Raw genomic sequence first — 15,486 nt, 5'->3', positions numbered from 1 at the left:
CTAAGCTTCGTGCTCATTGAATTCTGATTGTTTGTTTCTACTTTTCAAAAAAGTAAAATCAAAACGAATTGACTATATAGTCACTCAGTTACAATTGAGACTCTAAATTTGTTTGCGTCATCTAGCGGACTAGAATCTGCTGTTAGAACTCAACCTGTACGAGTGCCCACACAGATGATTGCTTCATATTTTTAAAGAACATTCCGAAACATTTCGTTGTTTCGAGGGATGTGCATTCTAAGCATTCCCATTTTTTTGTCAACACTTAATTTTGAATTTCTTGAGAAGAAGTTTCGAACTTAAGTTTTACTTGACGCTAACTCGTTGCTGCTTTGCTTTTCAGCGTAGCGCCCCGTGTCAGTGGGGTCGCATTATAGGGCGATCCGATTTTAGTGCAACCCTTTTTTCGGTTTTTTCTATTTATTTTTCAAATGCTTTTTAGCCCACCGAATCCTAACAACTTATCCACATTTTCTGTGGATAACCCATAGGAATTTCGGCTTTTGCTTTTCTTTGTGGTAGATTACCGCCCCATTATTTACTCGTTCTTAGAAAAAGGCTAAATACATGGCTGATATCTTAAACTCGATAAGTGGTCTTTTATGGGGCCATCTACTTATCTATCTCTTAATAGCTGCAGGTGTATTCTTCACAATTAGGCTTGGCTTTATTCAATTCACTCAATTCCCATATATGGTGAAGGTAATGATGCAAAGCCGCGAAGGTGCTGAAGATGGTATCTCCTCTTTTCAAGCATTCTGTACTTCACTCGCCGCACGGGTTGGTACCGGTAATATGGCAGGTGTTGGCGTTGCGCTCTATTTAGGCGGTCCTGGTGCTATATTATGGATGTGGCTCATTGCCTTGATTGGTATGGCGACTAGTTTTGCTGAAAGTTGCTTAGCGCAGCTATATAAGACAAAAGATGATGACGGAAACTTCCGTGGTGGCCCTGCTTATTATATGGAGCTAGGTTTAAAACGTAAGTGGATGGGGGTGTTATTCTCACTTTGCCTTATCCTTGCATTTGGTTTCGTCTTTAATGCAGTACAAGCCAACTCCATTGCTGCAGCATTTAACGTTGCCTTTGATGTGCCTAAATATGTGATGGGTATTGCGTTAGTAGCAGCTTCTGGGATTATCATTTTCGGTGGTTTAAAAACTATTGCACGCTTTGCCGAACTCGTCGTGCCTTTTATGGCCGTTGCTTATCTTATACTTGCACTTTACGTCTGTGCTGTGAACTTTGCGCAGCTGCCAGATATATTTATGTTAATAGTAAAAAGTGCAATGGGTATTGAACAAGCGGGTGCTGGTGCTATTGGCTACGCCGTAATGCAAGCGATGCTTCAAGGGATCAAGCGCGGCTTATTCTCAAATGAAGCGGGTATGGGTAGCGCTGCAAACGCTGCTGCTAGTGCAACACCAAATCCAAACCATCCAGCATCACAGGGTTATGTACAAATGCTAGGTGTATTTGTAGATACCATAGTGATCTGTACCGCGACCGCGTCGCTTATTCTTTTATCTGGTCAGCTCGAGCCAAACTCAGGTTTAACTGGCATTGAATTAACACAATCTGCATTGGTTCATCATGTAGGAGAATGGGGCGCAATTTTCGTTGCAGTGGCTATTCTATTTTTTGCTTTTACTTCCATTGTTGCCAACTATAGTTATGCAGAAACCAACCTACTGTTTTTAGATCACCATTCAAAGAAAGGCATGATGGTATTTAGAGCTTGTGTATTAGGTATGGTAATGTTTGGTGCGGTAAGCGAACTTGGACTGGTTTGGACACTCGCTGATATTTCAATGGGCTTAATGGCTGTAGTAAACGTGGTTGCACTCTTTATGCTTCGCAAAGTCGTGCTATGGCTTGCCAACGATTATAAAAAGCAGCTTAAAGCTGGCGTAACCCCAGAGTTTGATCCTAGTACCAACCCTGAAGTAGAAAAAACACTACCAAAAGGCATTTGGACTAAATAGACCAATACAGCGCACTAGAGCTTATTTTTAGTGCGCTTTCTTCTTATAAAACTCAGGATTAATGACGAAGAACACAAAAATACGCCCTTAAGTTCATTTAATGTCCAAACAAACCAACCACTTATTGCCTTTCAAAAAAAAATCCGTATAGTAAAGCACAAGTCGGCATATAGCGCAGCTTGGTAGCGCACTGTCATGGGGTGTCAGGGGTCGCAGGTTCAAATCCTGCTATGCCGACCAGCTTTTCCTTACCCTATTCAATAAGTTAACTCTATCAACATTTGAAAATGTAGCACTCTCTAAGAGTTAATCTTATTTTGATATAGCATATATGTAGCCTGTTCTACTTCTACATTTTAAAGCTACATACATACTACGCTTACTCCCCTAAGTTTATATCCCTTAACCCCTAATACCCTGAGGGGCAGCATACTTAACATCATCAAGTAATTGCTTATACTTCGCTACTGTTTGTCGAGTAAGTCCCGTTTTGTTAGCAATATTCTTCTGAGTAAGTTTGTGGCCTGTGTCGATTAATTTGCTAACAGCCTGCTTTATCAACGCCTCAGATGTTTCACGTCTTTTCTGATGGGTATACCTCGCACCTTCTCGCTGAGCGAGTGCGGTGGATTGAATGGGTATTTGGTACAACCAAGTTCCTGCAATCCCTCGATTGTGGTTAGGAAAGTATTTTTGCCAAGTCCAAGAGGCTACGCTTTGAGTAATCGACTGCAATTCTTTGTACTTCAGAGGATATTCTTTTGCTAAGCCAAAACCTTCAAAGTTATTTAAGCTTTCAGCAACCTCAAACAAGTGTTTGCGCCAGTCCTCAAATCGCCAGTTTTCTCTGGCGTAGTTAATTCTTTTGTAAGCAATGAAGCGTAGTTGGTGAAACAAATAACAATTACGAGAGTTTGCAACTGCCTCCCAATCAAACCCATGGCCATACTCCCTTTTAGGTTTATGTAGGAAGTCATTTAGTTCGTTGAGGCTGTACTCATGCGCATGTAAGAAAGTCGTTTTCCAATGGGGATGAAGCGGGTTTTTACATAAAGGCCCTGTATAGTCTTCATCAGCTCCAAGCTTTATTCGCATAGCTTGATTTACATACTTCATAAACGCCACTGGTTTGCGCCTACCTTTAAGGCTTGTTGTAACACCCTGAATAGCGTACAGCAGATGCGCTCCTCCTTGCGCCTCTATTTTGCGTAATTTGCTTATAGATGGACCACTAACAATTATATTTGGAGCAGGTAGTAGATTGTCTTCCCAAGAAAACGCTGATTCATCATCTATATCAAAAATCAGCCAATATTGAATAGCTTTTGGGTTAACTTGAACATGAAGATATTCCCCTAAAGCTATTTCACCATAACGGTAACGGCCCATTGTTATATCGTCATTAGTACAAAGTGTTCTTGGTGGTGTAGTTCTATATAACCTTTGAATTAGCTGTTCTCGTGCGCACAAAGACGCAGCAGGAGCTAGCTGTTCTGCAATATTTGTCATAAGATATCCGTGTTGGAGTATATTCAACACGGCAGGCGGATAGTTTGGTCGCTTACGCCTGCCGTATTCGCAAACTAAGCAACTTCGCCGTACTTTCTAAGCCAAGCCTCTAATGTAGACTCTTCAAAAAGCAGCTTTCCGCCTATTTTGATTGCTTCTGGCGCAACCTTTTTAGCAAGCTCGGAGTCACCTTGCTCAATCGCTACTTTTCGCCGACTTCGGATATTATACAAATGCTGCGGTGTACAGTTTAAAAACCTTGCAGCTTCTTTTGTGGTAATAAATGTGGACATGAGCCCTCCTAACAAACCAAACCTGTTAAATACGTATCAACTGTGCTTTTTTATAAAAAGCCCTAAGTTTCCTCATTACGTGTAACAGGCAGCCAATTAGAAGCGCCTTTTTTGATACTGGTCTGAACCAGTACAATTAAGTTAAAGTATGATTAGCTCAAAGTAAAGCAATGGATACTTACTTAGAGTGAATTCACCTCAATCTTATTAAATTTAGGCATTCATCTTGTGTTTAAACCATTTTTAAAGCTTAATTGACTTATATTTTATAAAAGGGAATGAAATGGCTATCGAGCAAAAAAAACTGCAAGTTGAGTTAGATAATGTTTTTAAGTTAGTGAATGACTGGCTCAAGTATGCTGAACAAAAGCTTGCGGGATTAATCGTCTTAAACGGAGGTATTTTATGGGGCTACTCTCGATTAATGAACACATACGACTCACTACCAAAGTTAAGTATTTGCCTTAACATTTTTGCTTATGCTTTAACTATCGGGGCTTTGCTAGTTTCCATTGTTGCTGCAATGCCCGTGCTTAATAGAGTTTTTTTTAGTTCCAGTATGCAGAACAATGATGACAGTTCTATCTACTTTGGCGACATACAAAAATATAGTCACGGTGAGTACCTGTCGCTCTTGAATAAGCGAACGGGGCTTAATCAACCTGATTTTACTGATTATGAAATAGACCAAGCCAAACAAATTATTTACAACTCTAGAATAGCAACAAGTAAGTTTAATGCTGCGATATCTGCTTCATGGATGACACTGGCAGCAGTGGTTTTCTATGTAGTTTCATTAATAGTAATTATTACCTGGTGATTAACATGAACAAGGAACAACTACCACAGCACTTAATTGATATAATTGATAAGCAAGTCGATAAATTTAAAAAGCACATAGAAATCATTGAAAAAGATGAAATTCCTCTTTATACCGACGATTTCCCAAGTGAACAGTCCAATAAGTGGATTAAAGTAACTGATGTTATATGTGTTTATGTCGATATGAAAAACTCAACACAGTTCAGTGCTTCCAGCCACGCAAATACAACAGGTAAAATCTATACCCTTTTTACAGGGACAGCCGTCAGAGTCTTCAAAAAGCTTGGCGCAGCTTACATCGATATAAAAGGAGATGGTGTTTTTGCGTTATTTAATAAGAATCAAGTGCATACAGCCTTGGCCGCAGCTGTTACTTTTAAGACTTTTACAACATCTGTATTTATACCAAAAATCCAAGCCAAAAAAGCTGACTTTGATACTGGCTCTCATATCGGAATACATCAAGGTCCGATCTTAGTAAGCAAAATCGGATTAAGAAAGAGCAAAGATCATGCTACTGATATGTTTAATGAAGTGTGGGCAGGAAAAACTGTAAATTTCACGTCCAAACTAGCTAGTTACTCTGACAATAACGACATAATTGCCTCACCCAAATTTTATAACAATATAAAATGCTATCAGGCCCTATATGCCTGTGAATGCAGCGATCCTGTCGAACTATGGGAAGAAGTTGATACATCACTTGAAAAGAAAGTCCCTATGGATGTTGTTTGGCGCCTGCAAAGTGAATGGTGTAAAAAACATGGTCGGGACTATTTGCAAACAATAGTTGACGCCGACAAATAGTTGCTCTTAATACAGCACCAAACCAATGTATCAATAAAAGCTACATAGGGATACGCAGCTTACAGCAGATCCCTATGTAGCTCTGTAAAAATCCGACACGATACAGACACTAAAATACCTCCGACAATCAATAATAAAACTCTCCCCTATCATCGGCTTCCCGTGCTTCTTGCTCTGTATATTCGTCACCATAGAAGTTTACGTTACCCATTCCATCATTGTGTTCATCAATAAACTTGTCTTGGCCTGATTTTTTATCGTCGTCGATCATGACTTCAAGCGCTATTAACGCGGTTGCTTTCAGTACTTTTAAAAACATGGTTTAACCTCTCACTTTAAAACTAAGGATTCCTGAGTATCAGAACACCATTAAAGCTAAGAAACTCTTAGTTTTCAAGAATTAATTGATTTACGATGAAAACAAATGACGAGTCGCCCTTTCCAAAGCGCTTAAAAGAAGCACGAAAGAGGAAAGGTTTATCTCAAAAACAGTTAGGTATTTTGGCGGGAATGGACGAGTTCTCAGCCTCTGCCAGAATGAACCAGTATGAAAAAGGGGTTCATGCGCCTGACTTTAAAACAGTCAAAGCACTCGCTAAAGTTTTAGACGTACCAACGGCTTTTTTGTTTTGTGAAGAAGATAAGCTAGCAGAACAAATACTCGCACTCAAAAGTAAACATGACCACTGCAGCTAAATTTAGACTAACAATAGCTTTACGAGGAGCTATATTTGAATCAATATTTAACTAGCTTATTTAGCAGTATTTTTATAGATATCGACCACTTAGAAAATCATTATTTAACAGTAGATGAACTCGATTTGTTAAATAATAAACTGAACTCAACACGAGACTTTGAAAGCGATTTTTACACTGATTCATTAGGGAGTAATTTAGAGTGCCTTTTATTATTCCTTTATAAAAATAAGAACTTGATCACAAGTATTATGCAAGGTATTGGAACCGAACAAGATCATATAGATTTATATACATCACCAATAATTTCAGGAAATTATGATTGTTTTCGCTTCGACCTTAATAAGTTCAATAAGACTTATGAATCAAACAACCAACTCATAAAGTTATATAGAATAGGTAGAGTTGGAGAATCCTTAGATAGCTTAGGAAACTCATGGTCTACAAACATTGAAGGGTTAAAAGCCTACTATCAGGCTTCAGGTCTCTCAGAAAACGAAATTATATGTAGGCCCGTATTTTCCACAACAGTTGTTGACTCTGAGGTATTATTTGAAGGAAGCAAGCAAGAGTATGAACTTGTATTAAAGCCCGGATTTAATCACTCTGGAGCCACAATATTGGACACTATATCGAAGAAAATGCTCTTCAAATAGATAAGCCAATCCCCATCGAAGCTTCCTGAGTTATGGCTCTTTTCGGTTCACAACCCCAAACAACACATAGAAAAACAAAACAACTCCTAAAATAAGTAAGTTTCCAACTATCACAGGACCCATACTTTTACTCCAACGCTCGCTACTTCACTAAGCCTAATTGAGCTTTTGTATACCTGCAAATTTGCTAAAAACCAAGCCCTTTTAATCGAGGCATCATGAGCAATTTCCTCCTCTTTTAAAAGGGGCTACGCCCCCCGCTATGTCGAAGCGATAAATCGCTCGCTTCATAGCGGGGGGCTTGGTTTTACTGAGCTTATACGCAGATTTTTATTTGCAGATTGAAAGCGACCTTATTTAACGCTAACCTAAACTTGATTTAGCCCTTAGGGCATTGAAGAAAACCGGCGCTGTTCAGCTGCCGACAACACGTAGTGAGGACCCTCACTGTTTTAATATTTATGTCATGCCGCGCCACATTTATGGCGCTTTTCAAATTCGGCGCTTAGTTGCTGCCGCTTCCACGTATCTGAGGTTTTTATTTTAGGCGAGATCAGTCCGAGCCTTGCGCTGTTGCGCTTAACTGGGGCGAATAGGCTTTAGTGCCGCTGAGCAACGGTGTTGCCAGTTAATCTTACAACCAAGGAACACGCATGGCTTTTAACCCAAATACTGAAGTCGCTTTATTAAAAGCGCAAACAAAACTACGTGCCCGTAAACGTCATAAATCATCCAAGCTTGATAAGTATCGCACTCAACTTTGTAAACTATATGACGAGGGTGCAACTAAAGCTGAACTACAACGCTGGCTTGCCATGAGAGGTATCGTTGTACAGTGGACGACCGTTAAGCGGTGGCTCGATAAAAATGCCTAAATTTGCCAAAGCCAGCACACAAGCCAAAAACGTTATCAAAGGGCTGACCAAAGCAAAACATATACGCTCTTTAGGCACAGCTAGAAACTACGAGCAGGCACTAAAAACGGTTGCCAGTTGGTCAAAGGATATTGGTATAGACGGTATTCAATCTTTGAGTATTGAACAAGCCCGAATTTATCTCGACTACCGAGCTGAAATTGTCGGCCAAAAAGCCCTAGATATGGAGCGTCAAGCAATACAAGCTATGATGCAACTAAACGGTAAGCTACAGCCAAAAGAAACACTCTATCGAGTAAAGTCATGTTTAGAAGAAATCAAGCGCTCTCGGGCTTACACTACAGATCAAGCCAGAGCCATTTCACATCGGCAAACAGCAAAGCATCAACTCGCTACACAAATAGCCTATGCCGCAGGCCTGCGCGCCCATGAGCTACTGACGCTTGCCAAAGCAAGTGATCGAGGTCCAGACAAACGCCCTACCCTAGATTCAAAATGGCATGGTCGAAGCGGCGAGCTATATACCGTGCAAGGTAAAGGCGGCTTAATTCGCCATGTGCTGATTCCAACCACACTCGCCAATAAGCTAGAACAACAACGTTTAGCGCAACCGATAACCGTTGTAGACAGAAAAATTAACTACCTTCAGCGATATGATATCGCTGGCGGTAAAAAGTGGTCGGACTCTTTCTCAAAAGCATCAAACCGTGCTTTATTATTTTCAACTGGCGCACATGGTCTTAGACATAGTTATGCTCAAGAGCGGATGGTTGAGCTGAAAAGCTTGGGGTATAAGTATGAAACGGCCTTAGAGACCGTTTCGCAAGAGATGGGACATTTTAGGGCTGAAATTACTGAGGTATACCTAAGGTGATGCTTAGTAAGAGATTGCATATATCTTTAAAAAATAGTCCTACCAATTGAGGTTAAATGAAAGTCCTTTTTTTTTACTTTTATGATTTTTAAAGTTTTCATAGGCGTCCAAGTCAAATTCAGTAGCTGAAATTATTTCTTCCTGCCTCAAAGTAAGGTAAATATTTTTCTCTATTTTATTGTAGTGAGTTATCAAATCAACAGCTAAACTCTTATCATCACGATAACCACTCATAATTGGTATGATACATACTTCTTGGTCCACACCTTTATTCTCCGTAGGCTCTCCTGTTGAATTTACTCTTCCGATATACACTTGCCTATTTTTCAAAGTGAACATTAACAGTTTTTTTTCATTAAAAGCATAAAACAAAAGCCTATCAAGTGGGCTATCTTTTAAAATTCTTCCAAGAATTTTAGCCTGGTAACGTACTCTAGCTTTTACATACAGCCTCAGTATAAGACGTTTAAGATATTTATCAGTTGCTCTATAGAGATAATATTTTTTGAATAAACAACATAAACTCTGATGTTTGACAGTACTCTGAAACTTCTTTTTAAACTTAGACTGTTTATCGAGAATAGAACCCATATTGTCTTCGAGTAATTCTATATATATCTTAGATACCTTAGTTTTAAACTTAATAATAGGGTATACATATGCAGTAATTATTGAAGTAATCGACACAGATAAAATCCAACTAAATTGAATTGCTACAAGCTCTTTATCAAAGAATATATTGAATTCGTTTGCTAGAAGTTTGATCAAATCAAAGCTGTAACCATTAAACTTAAGTGGAGGTAACAAGTTAAGTGCTATGCATAGAAAAAAAGAGCTAAGAGTGAGAAATAAACCTGCTTTTATAGTACTCAAGTAAAGGTACTGACCTTCCTGACGATGAAGTTTATAATAGCTTTCTATATCACTGTGAATGTAAATGAACCCACTCACAAGTATTGGTAGGATTAGCAGCAAAAACATTAATTAGAGTTCACGATCCTCTCTGCTCTTTCAAACAGATTCTGACGTTTCATATCTGTACTTACTTCCTCAGCATCAGCATAGATGGTGCCTCGCCCTTCGATTTTGATACTGTTATACGAACCTACAGAGGAATTTCTTCTAACTGATGCGTTTGTGCGTCTAAGGCGCAAAAATCTATATATTAAACCTTCAAGCATATATCTCTCCTCACAACAATCAAATGTACCACATAATTAGCAAGTTTGAACTAAAATATTATAGCCTACATAAAAAAAGCTTATCCGACCAAGCACCTAAAGCTTGCACTCTCTTCTCCATATACTCCTGCAAGTTATAAACCTTTTGCATTCCCTGCAATTGGTGGTTAAGTATCTTTTCAACCACTATCGGATCAGCGCCAATATCATCATCACCTAAGCGAGTAGCCATTGTTCTACGAAGGTCATGGGGCACGAATTTTGCTACACCTAGCTCTTTTTGTTTTCGGTTTACCGCTCTTGAAAGTGAGTGCCTATCAATGGGCTGTTCACCTACAGCGCTTGTGGTACAGGTGGTGCTTGGGAACACATACTTTGAGCTTAAATAGCTGAATGAAGCGCGCAGTTCATCAAGCATAATGATCATATTTTGGGTGATGGGCACTTTGTGGATTCGCTCCCCGCCTTTGTTTTGCTTTACTCGCTCGGCGGGAATGGTCCAAATCATTTTATCAAAGTCGAATTCTTGCCACTGCGCGCCAGTCACCTCTATCGGCCTGCAACCAGTTAGAGCTATAAACTTCAAAGCGTAGATCACTTGAGTGCTTACGCCAAGTTTGGGCAAGCGCTCGAATACTTGTATCAGCTCTTCAAACTCAAGGGCGCGTGTACGTGGCTTTTCAATACCGCCCACGTTCTTTTTCTTAGCGGTACTGATAGGGTTGCCCAGCATTAAGTCACGCTCAACAGCAAAGTCGAACATTTGCTTAAGAATTGAAAGGGTTTTATTGGCTTGAGTGCCTGCTCCCCTGTCGGTGATTGGGTCTAATACTTTGCTTAAAATGTCTCGGCGGGTAATGTCTTTTAATTTAACGCCCCCTATCGCTGGCAGCACGTCTTTTTCAAACATACGCTCAACTTCTAGAGGGTCTTTGCGATTAACCTTGATATAGCGCTCTAGGAACTCTGTGAATAGCAATTCCACTGTTGGCGAGTGATCTTCAATAAATTGTTGCTTAATGCTTTGCTGTTTGGTTTCGTATACGTCTTCACCCGAAGCGATTCGCCCTTTTAAGCTTTCTACCTCTTTACGGACTTCTTTTAAATCTCGTTCACCAAAATAGCCCAACAGATAATTACGCTGTTTGCCTTTTGCACCACCAAGTCGGTAGTTTAAATAAAGCGCTACACGGGGCTTACTATTTCCTGAAGCTTTGCCTATGCGTGCGTGAAACCCACTTAACTTAGTATCATTTATTCGCTTTATTTGAGCAGGAACATTGTTGAGCGTAGAGTCACTAAGCAACATTCTTATCGTAGACATATGTAGCACCAATCTAGCTAGACGAACTACATGCAGCATACATGTAGCAGAAAACAAAAACAACTCATTGCTTCTACTCATTTCTAATCAAAACCAATTATTTATTTATCCTGTTGTTTTAAATCAAGTTAAATTAGCCGAACACATCTAATCAAAGCTACTTTGAAATAATTAAAACTAATCAATTCTTTTATGGGGTGTCAGGGGTCGCAGGTTCAAATCCTGCTATGCCGACCAGCTTTTCTACACTCTATTCAATATAGTTAACTTCATTCATTTCCGTTCGTAAAATACGCTGTATTAGTATCTTAGTAATATAACTTTTCCGATTTTCGTTCGTTATTCCTGTTCAGACTTATGAACTTTGTTTTCTTTGACGTACTAGAAGCTCACCTCAATGAGCATCGCTAGCGACTCCTTTCAATGTCAGCGCCTTAAAACAATGTAAGAAAAATTTCCCGCCAGAGGCAAAGCCTTCAAAAACGAATAACTCTGATGGCTAATTCAGCTTGAATAGATTGATTTGCCGAAATAAGAACACCAAAACATATCGCTGATGTCGGCTATTAAATGCTTTCTCCCGACACAACCTCTCACTTTAAACTTCAAACAGTGTAGTTTCTACTTCCAGTACTCTACGTGACAAGACCAAAAGGCATGCATTACTCAGGCTTGGATTATTTGTGCCTATTCCATTATGTCGGCTCTGCTCCTAGCCTCTATTTTCCAGTTAATTAGTAAAATGAAAATGAGGGATTCTTAACATAATTTATAGCTATAACGCCTTATAAATCGGTTCTTTCACAGTAGTTTTCAACTAACAGCAGTAATCACAAAACACAATATATTTACATTAAGGTAATAATACTGACAAATAACCAACCTAGTATTGCGTGACTTTCAATTAAGCACGGAGATTAAAATGAAATTCGCAATACTCATGCTTGCAGTCAGTGCGACTGCAAATGCAAACACCAACATATGTAGCAACTACGGTTGCCCAACTGGCACACCATCAAGTAATGATATCGTTGAGCGACCTATATATGTGCTTAGCAATAATCGCGCAACAAAGTTTGCGGACTGGGTAGCATACAAAGTCACACCAAGCACAATTGACGGACCAAGCCGTTCTAGAACTTGGAAATCAGACCCTAAAATTGCAAGTAGATACACGCTAGAGCCAAGTGACTACAGCGATGCGTGGGCAACTATCCATACAGATAGAGGTCATCAAGTGCCTTTGGCGTCGTTTTCCAATACATCCAATTGGAGCGATACTAACTATCTCTCGAACATTACCCCACAATCATCAAACCTTAATCAGGGTCCATGGGTTAAATTAGAGAATGCAGTGAGAAGTTTAGTGCGAACGGGCGAAAATGCCTATGTGTTCACGGGTCCCTTGTATGAATATTACTTTGCTACCTTGCCTGGTGCTGATGAATCTCACACTATTCCGTCAGGCTATTTTAAGGTCGTCGTCACAATAGCTGGCTCAAATGTGAAGGCTTCTGCTTTTATCATGGAGCAAACTTCTGGAAGATACCTTGATTACTGCAAAACAGAAGTAACCATTGACGAAGTAGAACAAAGAGCAGGCCTGAATATCCTACCTAGCCTGCCAAGCTATAAAGCCACCGACATTGAGGGTCGAGTCGGCGGTCTTAGCGCACCACTAGGTTGCTAGTTATGACGGCTACCAGTTGGTAGCCCTTTAGTGCCTAGCAGGTCTTATTCGAACTTTAGGTTAGCTTAAAATAGCTGAGCAACATAAGCCACCCTGCACCAAACATAACCACATTTTCGGTTAATGATATAAAACCTAAAGGCACATCAGTGTCACCACCAACACATGCACATTTGAGCACTCTTTTATCAATATATACGGCCTTAAACACTGAGATTGCGCCTATAACCCCTATGAATATTGCCACTGGTGCATAATAAATGGCTGGCAAAGTTGTTAGCATGCAAACGCCGGCATATAACTCTAAGTAGGGGTAAGCATACGCGTATTTTAGGTGACGCATCGCTAACAAATCGTAAGTGATAAAGGAGTTTGTAAAGCTATGAACATCGCGTATCTTTTGTACCGCGAGTAACAGCATGGAAAACCCAATAAAGGGCATTACCCATTCCACAAGATTATTGACAGGAAATTGTATCGCGAATGTGACCAGCAGCGCGACTAAAAATATCGAAAGTACTGGCCAGTATACGTTTTTCTTTTCCTTATGTGACGGCTTACCTAGATATCGACGCAGCGCCTCATAGCCACCAATACGTTCATCGTTAATAAATATTTGTGGTGTAGTGTCAACGTTATGAGTGGCTTTAAATTCATCCGTCTGTTCCCTTGACTTGAGCACTCTGTCGTCTACATAAAAACCCTCTCGTGAAAGCAAATCCTTAGCTCTGAGACCAAAAGGGCAAATGTGCGATGAGGTATGCATTCGGTAAAGTGTCGCATTTTTCACTGGTGGCTCCCCCTATTTTATTACAAACATAAGTAGAAATTACCGACCGCGTAAATCAGCTAAGAAAAATCTGCCGACATTAGCGCAATCTCAGCTTAATGATTGTAACTAAAGCGAATTCCATACCACCTTTAATTACACTCAATAACATGAAAGCTGGTTGAATTTATTGATGCATCACAATCAAATTAACCTCGAATGAGGTAACCAAAGATAAACCTGATCTTGGTCAGAAAACACGTTATTAAAGCGCAATTCGGGTAAAAAAACCTTCTGACTATAAAGTCTTAGATTTATATTTCGCCTTGTCTTTAGCTACCGAGATAAAAAACAAATGTCAAAAATAATGGGTAGGGAAATAAAGTTAGGCAAGCACAGTGTATTGCTTTCAACAACGGATCTGGACAGTCGAATTACATACGCAAATCAATCTTTTTGTGACATATCAGGCTTTAGCATTGAAGAAATGCTTGGTCAGCCCCACAACTTAGTTCGTAATCAGGATATGCCAAAAGCGGCTTTTAGAAATATGTGGTCTACCATTCAAAATGGCCAATCTTGGATGGGACCTGTTAAAAACTCAACAAAAAATGGGGATTACTATTGGGTAAACGCTTTTGTCACTCCCATTAAAGACGAGCGAGGCAACATAGTTGAATACCAATCTGTAAGAACTTGCCCTTCTCCCGAGGTAATTAAACGCGCAGAAAATGCTTATCGCACTCTTGATAGCCAACAAAAAACGAGTCGCTATGACAGCACTCGCCTCTCATTTATGTTATTGCTTTTCATCGCGATAACTTTGCCTCTAGCATCGCTATTAAATAACCATTGGTTTACGCTGCTACCTTTGACTCTACTATTCATCACAATTGCGTTAACCGCACGTTTTCGCTCTAAATATAAAGCTTTGCTCACACAAGCCAAAACGATTTTTGATAATGATTTAATGTCTGTGGTATACGGTCAATCTCGCGATCGGGTTGCTGATATTACACTAGCATTTGAAATGCAGAAGGCAAAAATTTCTGCGGTGGTGGGCAGAGTAAACGACGTGTCCGTTCGAGTAAGTGAAAATGCAAAACTTACTACACAAAGCGGCCAATTTGTTGCTGAACTACTAAAGCAGCAAACAAGCGAGGCAAAAGAAATGGTCGTTTGCATGGACGAATTTTCACAAACGATTGACGAGCTCTCAGAAAACGTAAACCACGCTGCTGATGCGGCTAATAACTCAGAACAACAGGCTGGGCGTGGTAAAGCCGCAGTAAAGGATGTCATCGACTCGATTCACTACCTTGATGAGCATTTAATGGAAGTGAACAATGCCGTGAACCGCTTAGTCTCCGGTAATGATCGAATTCAAAATATCCTTAGTGTTATCAACTCTATTGCCGATCAAACCAACTTGCTTGCGTTAAATGCCGCAATCGAAGCCGCCCGAGCGGGCGAACATGGGCGAGGATTCTCAGTTGTAGCAGATGAAGTTCGCACACTTGCACAACGCACACAAACTTCCACAGAAGAAATCACGCAATTACTTAAAGAGCTAAATGATATTTCCAGCTCCGCTGTTGAGTCAGTGCAAAAAAGTAATAGCTTATCAAATCAAAGTGTTGATCTTGCAAAAAATAACGGTTCAAGCCTTGATACCATTCAAAGCCATGTGATGCATCTAGCCGACTTAAATCGCAGTGTTGCCGCCGCCATTGAACAACAAAGTTGTGTGGTAAAACAGATAAGCATAAACGTTGACAGCGTGACTACGCTCGCAGAGAAAGGCACGGAGCACGGCGAGAAATCTTTTATTTTAAGCCAAGAATTGCTGACTCAAATCGAGCAGCAAACGCGCCTAATACAGCAATTTTCTCAAACATGAAAAATCAAAGTGAAACAGGACTTAATGTATGCGTACATTAAAGCCTAATCAGTAACTACTCTTAAATATCAGTGGACCTAAGCATTTTACTAGACAAATTAGGT

At 40.0% G+C, this 15,486-nt stretch carries 15 protein-coding genes and 1 tRNA gene; 10 read left to right on the top strand and 6 right to left on the bottom strand.

Annotated features, from left to right (window positions below; translation table 11 throughout):
• Positions 1 to 567 precede the first annotated feature (567 nt).
• Positions 568 to 1,986 (top strand): sodium:alanine symporter family protein, encoded by a 1,419-nt coding sequence (locus ABMY45_RS16760; protein WP_010607547.1) that lies wholly within the window; start codon positions 568 to 570, stop codon positions 1,984 to 1,986.
• Positions 1,987 to 2,149: 163 nt separating this feature from the next.
• Positions 2,150 to 2,226, top strand: a tRNA-Pro gene (locus tag ABMY45_RS16755).
• Positions 2,227 to 2,388: 162 nt separating this feature from the next.
• On the opposite strand, the gene ABMY45_RS16750 is transcribed toward ABMY45_RS16755, so the two are convergent.
• Entirely contained in the window at positions 2,389 to 3,495 is a 1,107-nt protein-coding gene (locus ABMY45_RS16750; protein WP_349289208.1) for a replication initiation protein, read from the bottom strand.
• A gap of 74 nt (positions 3,496 to 3,569) precedes the next feature.
• On the bottom strand, positions 3,570 to 3,788 hold the full coding sequence (locus ABMY45_RS16745; protein ID WP_045988834.1) for a helix-turn-helix domain-containing protein: 219 nt from the start codon (positions 3,786 to 3,788) through the stop codon (positions 3,570 to 3,572).
• Positions 3,789 to 4,071: 283 nt separating this feature from the next.
• Here ABMY45_RS16745 and ABMY45_RS16740 point away from each other — a divergent pair, with 283 nt between their 5' ends.
• Complete coding sequence (locus tag ABMY45_RS16740; RefSeq protein WP_349289207.1) at positions 4,072 to 4,608, top strand: Pycsar system effector family protein; 537 nt, start codon at positions 4,072 to 4,074, stop codon at positions 4,606 to 4,608.
• Between the two features lie 5 nt (positions 4,609 to 4,613).
• The gene (locus tag ABMY45_RS16735) at positions 4,614 to 5,417 is read left to right on the top strand and encodes an adenylate/guanylate cyclase domain-containing protein (RefSeq protein WP_349289206.1); all 804 of its coding nucleotides are present in this window, start codon (positions 4,614 to 4,616) and stop codon (positions 5,415 to 5,417) included.
• A 127-nt stretch (positions 5,418 to 5,544) separates the two neighbouring features.
• Here the strand turns inward: ABMY45_RS16735 and ABMY45_RS16730 are convergent, their stop codons facing one another.
• Positions 5,545 to 5,736 carry a hypothetical protein gene (locus ABMY45_RS16730; protein ID WP_239359970.1) on the bottom strand — a complete coding sequence of 64 codons (192 nt, stop codon included), beginning with the start codon at positions 5,734 to 5,736 and terminating at the stop codon, positions 5,545 to 5,547.
• Positions 5,737 to 5,831: 95 nt separating this feature from the next.
• Between ABMY45_RS16730 and ABMY45_RS16725 the strand changes: the two genes are divergently transcribed.
• From ABMY45_RS16725 to ABMY45_RS16710, 4 genes are all read left to right on the top strand, one after another.
• Positions 5,832 to 6,113: a helix-turn-helix transcriptional regulator gene (locus ABMY45_RS16725; protein WP_349289205.1), complete on the top strand. Its 282-nt coding sequence runs from the start codon at positions 5,832 to 5,834 to the stop codon at positions 6,111 to 6,113.
• 35 nt (positions 6,114 to 6,148) lie between these two features.
• The gene (locus ABMY45_RS16720) at positions 6,149 to 6,769 is read left to right on the top strand and encodes a hypothetical protein (RefSeq protein ID WP_349289204.1); all 621 of its coding nucleotides are present in this window, start codon (positions 6,149 to 6,151) and stop codon (positions 6,767 to 6,769) included.
• 653 nt (positions 6,770 to 7,422) lie between these two features.
• Positions 7,423 to 7,644 (top strand): hypothetical protein, encoded by a 222-nt coding sequence (locus ABMY45_RS16715; protein WP_349289203.1) that lies wholly within the window; start codon positions 7,423 to 7,425, stop codon positions 7,642 to 7,644.
• Positions 7,637 to 8,518: a site-specific integrase gene (locus tag ABMY45_RS16710; protein WP_349289202.1), complete on the top strand. Its 882-nt coding sequence runs from the start codon at positions 7,637 to 7,639 to the stop codon at positions 8,516 to 8,518. The genes ABMY45_RS16715 and ABMY45_RS16710 overlap by 8 nt, the downstream gene beginning before the upstream one ends.
• 39 nt (positions 8,519 to 8,557) lie before the next feature.
• On the opposite strand, the gene ABMY45_RS16705 is transcribed toward ABMY45_RS16710, so the two are convergent.
• On the bottom strand, positions 8,558 to 9,391 hold the full coding sequence (locus ABMY45_RS16705; RefSeq protein WP_349289201.1) for a hypothetical protein: 834 nt from the start codon (positions 9,389 to 9,391) through the stop codon (positions 8,558 to 8,560).
• Between the two features lie 366 nt (positions 9,392 to 9,757).
• On the bottom strand, positions 9,758 to 11,023 hold the full coding sequence (locus ABMY45_RS16700; protein WP_349289200.1) for a tyrosine-type recombinase/integrase: 1,266 nt from the start codon (positions 11,021 to 11,023) through the stop codon (positions 9,758 to 9,760).
• 922 nt (positions 11,024 to 11,945) lie between these two features.
• Between ABMY45_RS16700 and ABMY45_RS16695 the strand changes: the two genes are divergently transcribed.
• Positions 11,946 to 12,713, top strand: coding sequence for a DNA/RNA non-specific endonuclease (locus ABMY45_RS16695; RefSeq protein ID WP_010607546.1), 768 nt, complete (start codon positions 11,946 to 11,948; stop codon positions 12,711 to 12,713).
• A 55-nt stretch (positions 12,714 to 12,768) separates the two neighbouring features.
• Here ABMY45_RS16695 and ABMY45_RS16690 read toward each other — a convergent pair whose 3' ends face one another.
• Positions 12,769 to 13,479 carry a MauE/DoxX family redox-associated membrane protein gene (locus tag ABMY45_RS16690; protein WP_349289212.1) on the bottom strand — a complete coding sequence of 237 codons (711 nt, stop codon included), beginning with the start codon at positions 13,477 to 13,479 and terminating at the stop codon, positions 12,769 to 12,771.
• Between the two features lie 358 nt (positions 13,480 to 13,837).
• Between ABMY45_RS16690 and ABMY45_RS16685 the strand changes: the two genes are divergently transcribed.
• On the top strand, positions 13,838 to 15,382 hold the full coding sequence (locus ABMY45_RS16685; protein WP_349289199.1) for a PAS domain-containing methyl-accepting chemotaxis protein: 1,545 nt from the start codon (positions 13,838 to 13,840) through the stop codon (positions 15,380 to 15,382).
• Positions 15,383 to 15,486: the final 104 nt, after the last annotated feature.

Origin of the sequence: Pseudoalteromonas sp. XMcav11-Q (assembly GCF_040104525.1) — a bacterium.
Classification (GTDB): Bacteria; Pseudomonadota; Gammaproteobacteria; order Enterobacterales; family Alteromonadaceae; genus Pseudoalteromonas.
The sequence above is the reverse complement of the archived record's forward strand: the minus strand, read 5'-3'. Positions and strand labels throughout refer to the sequence as shown.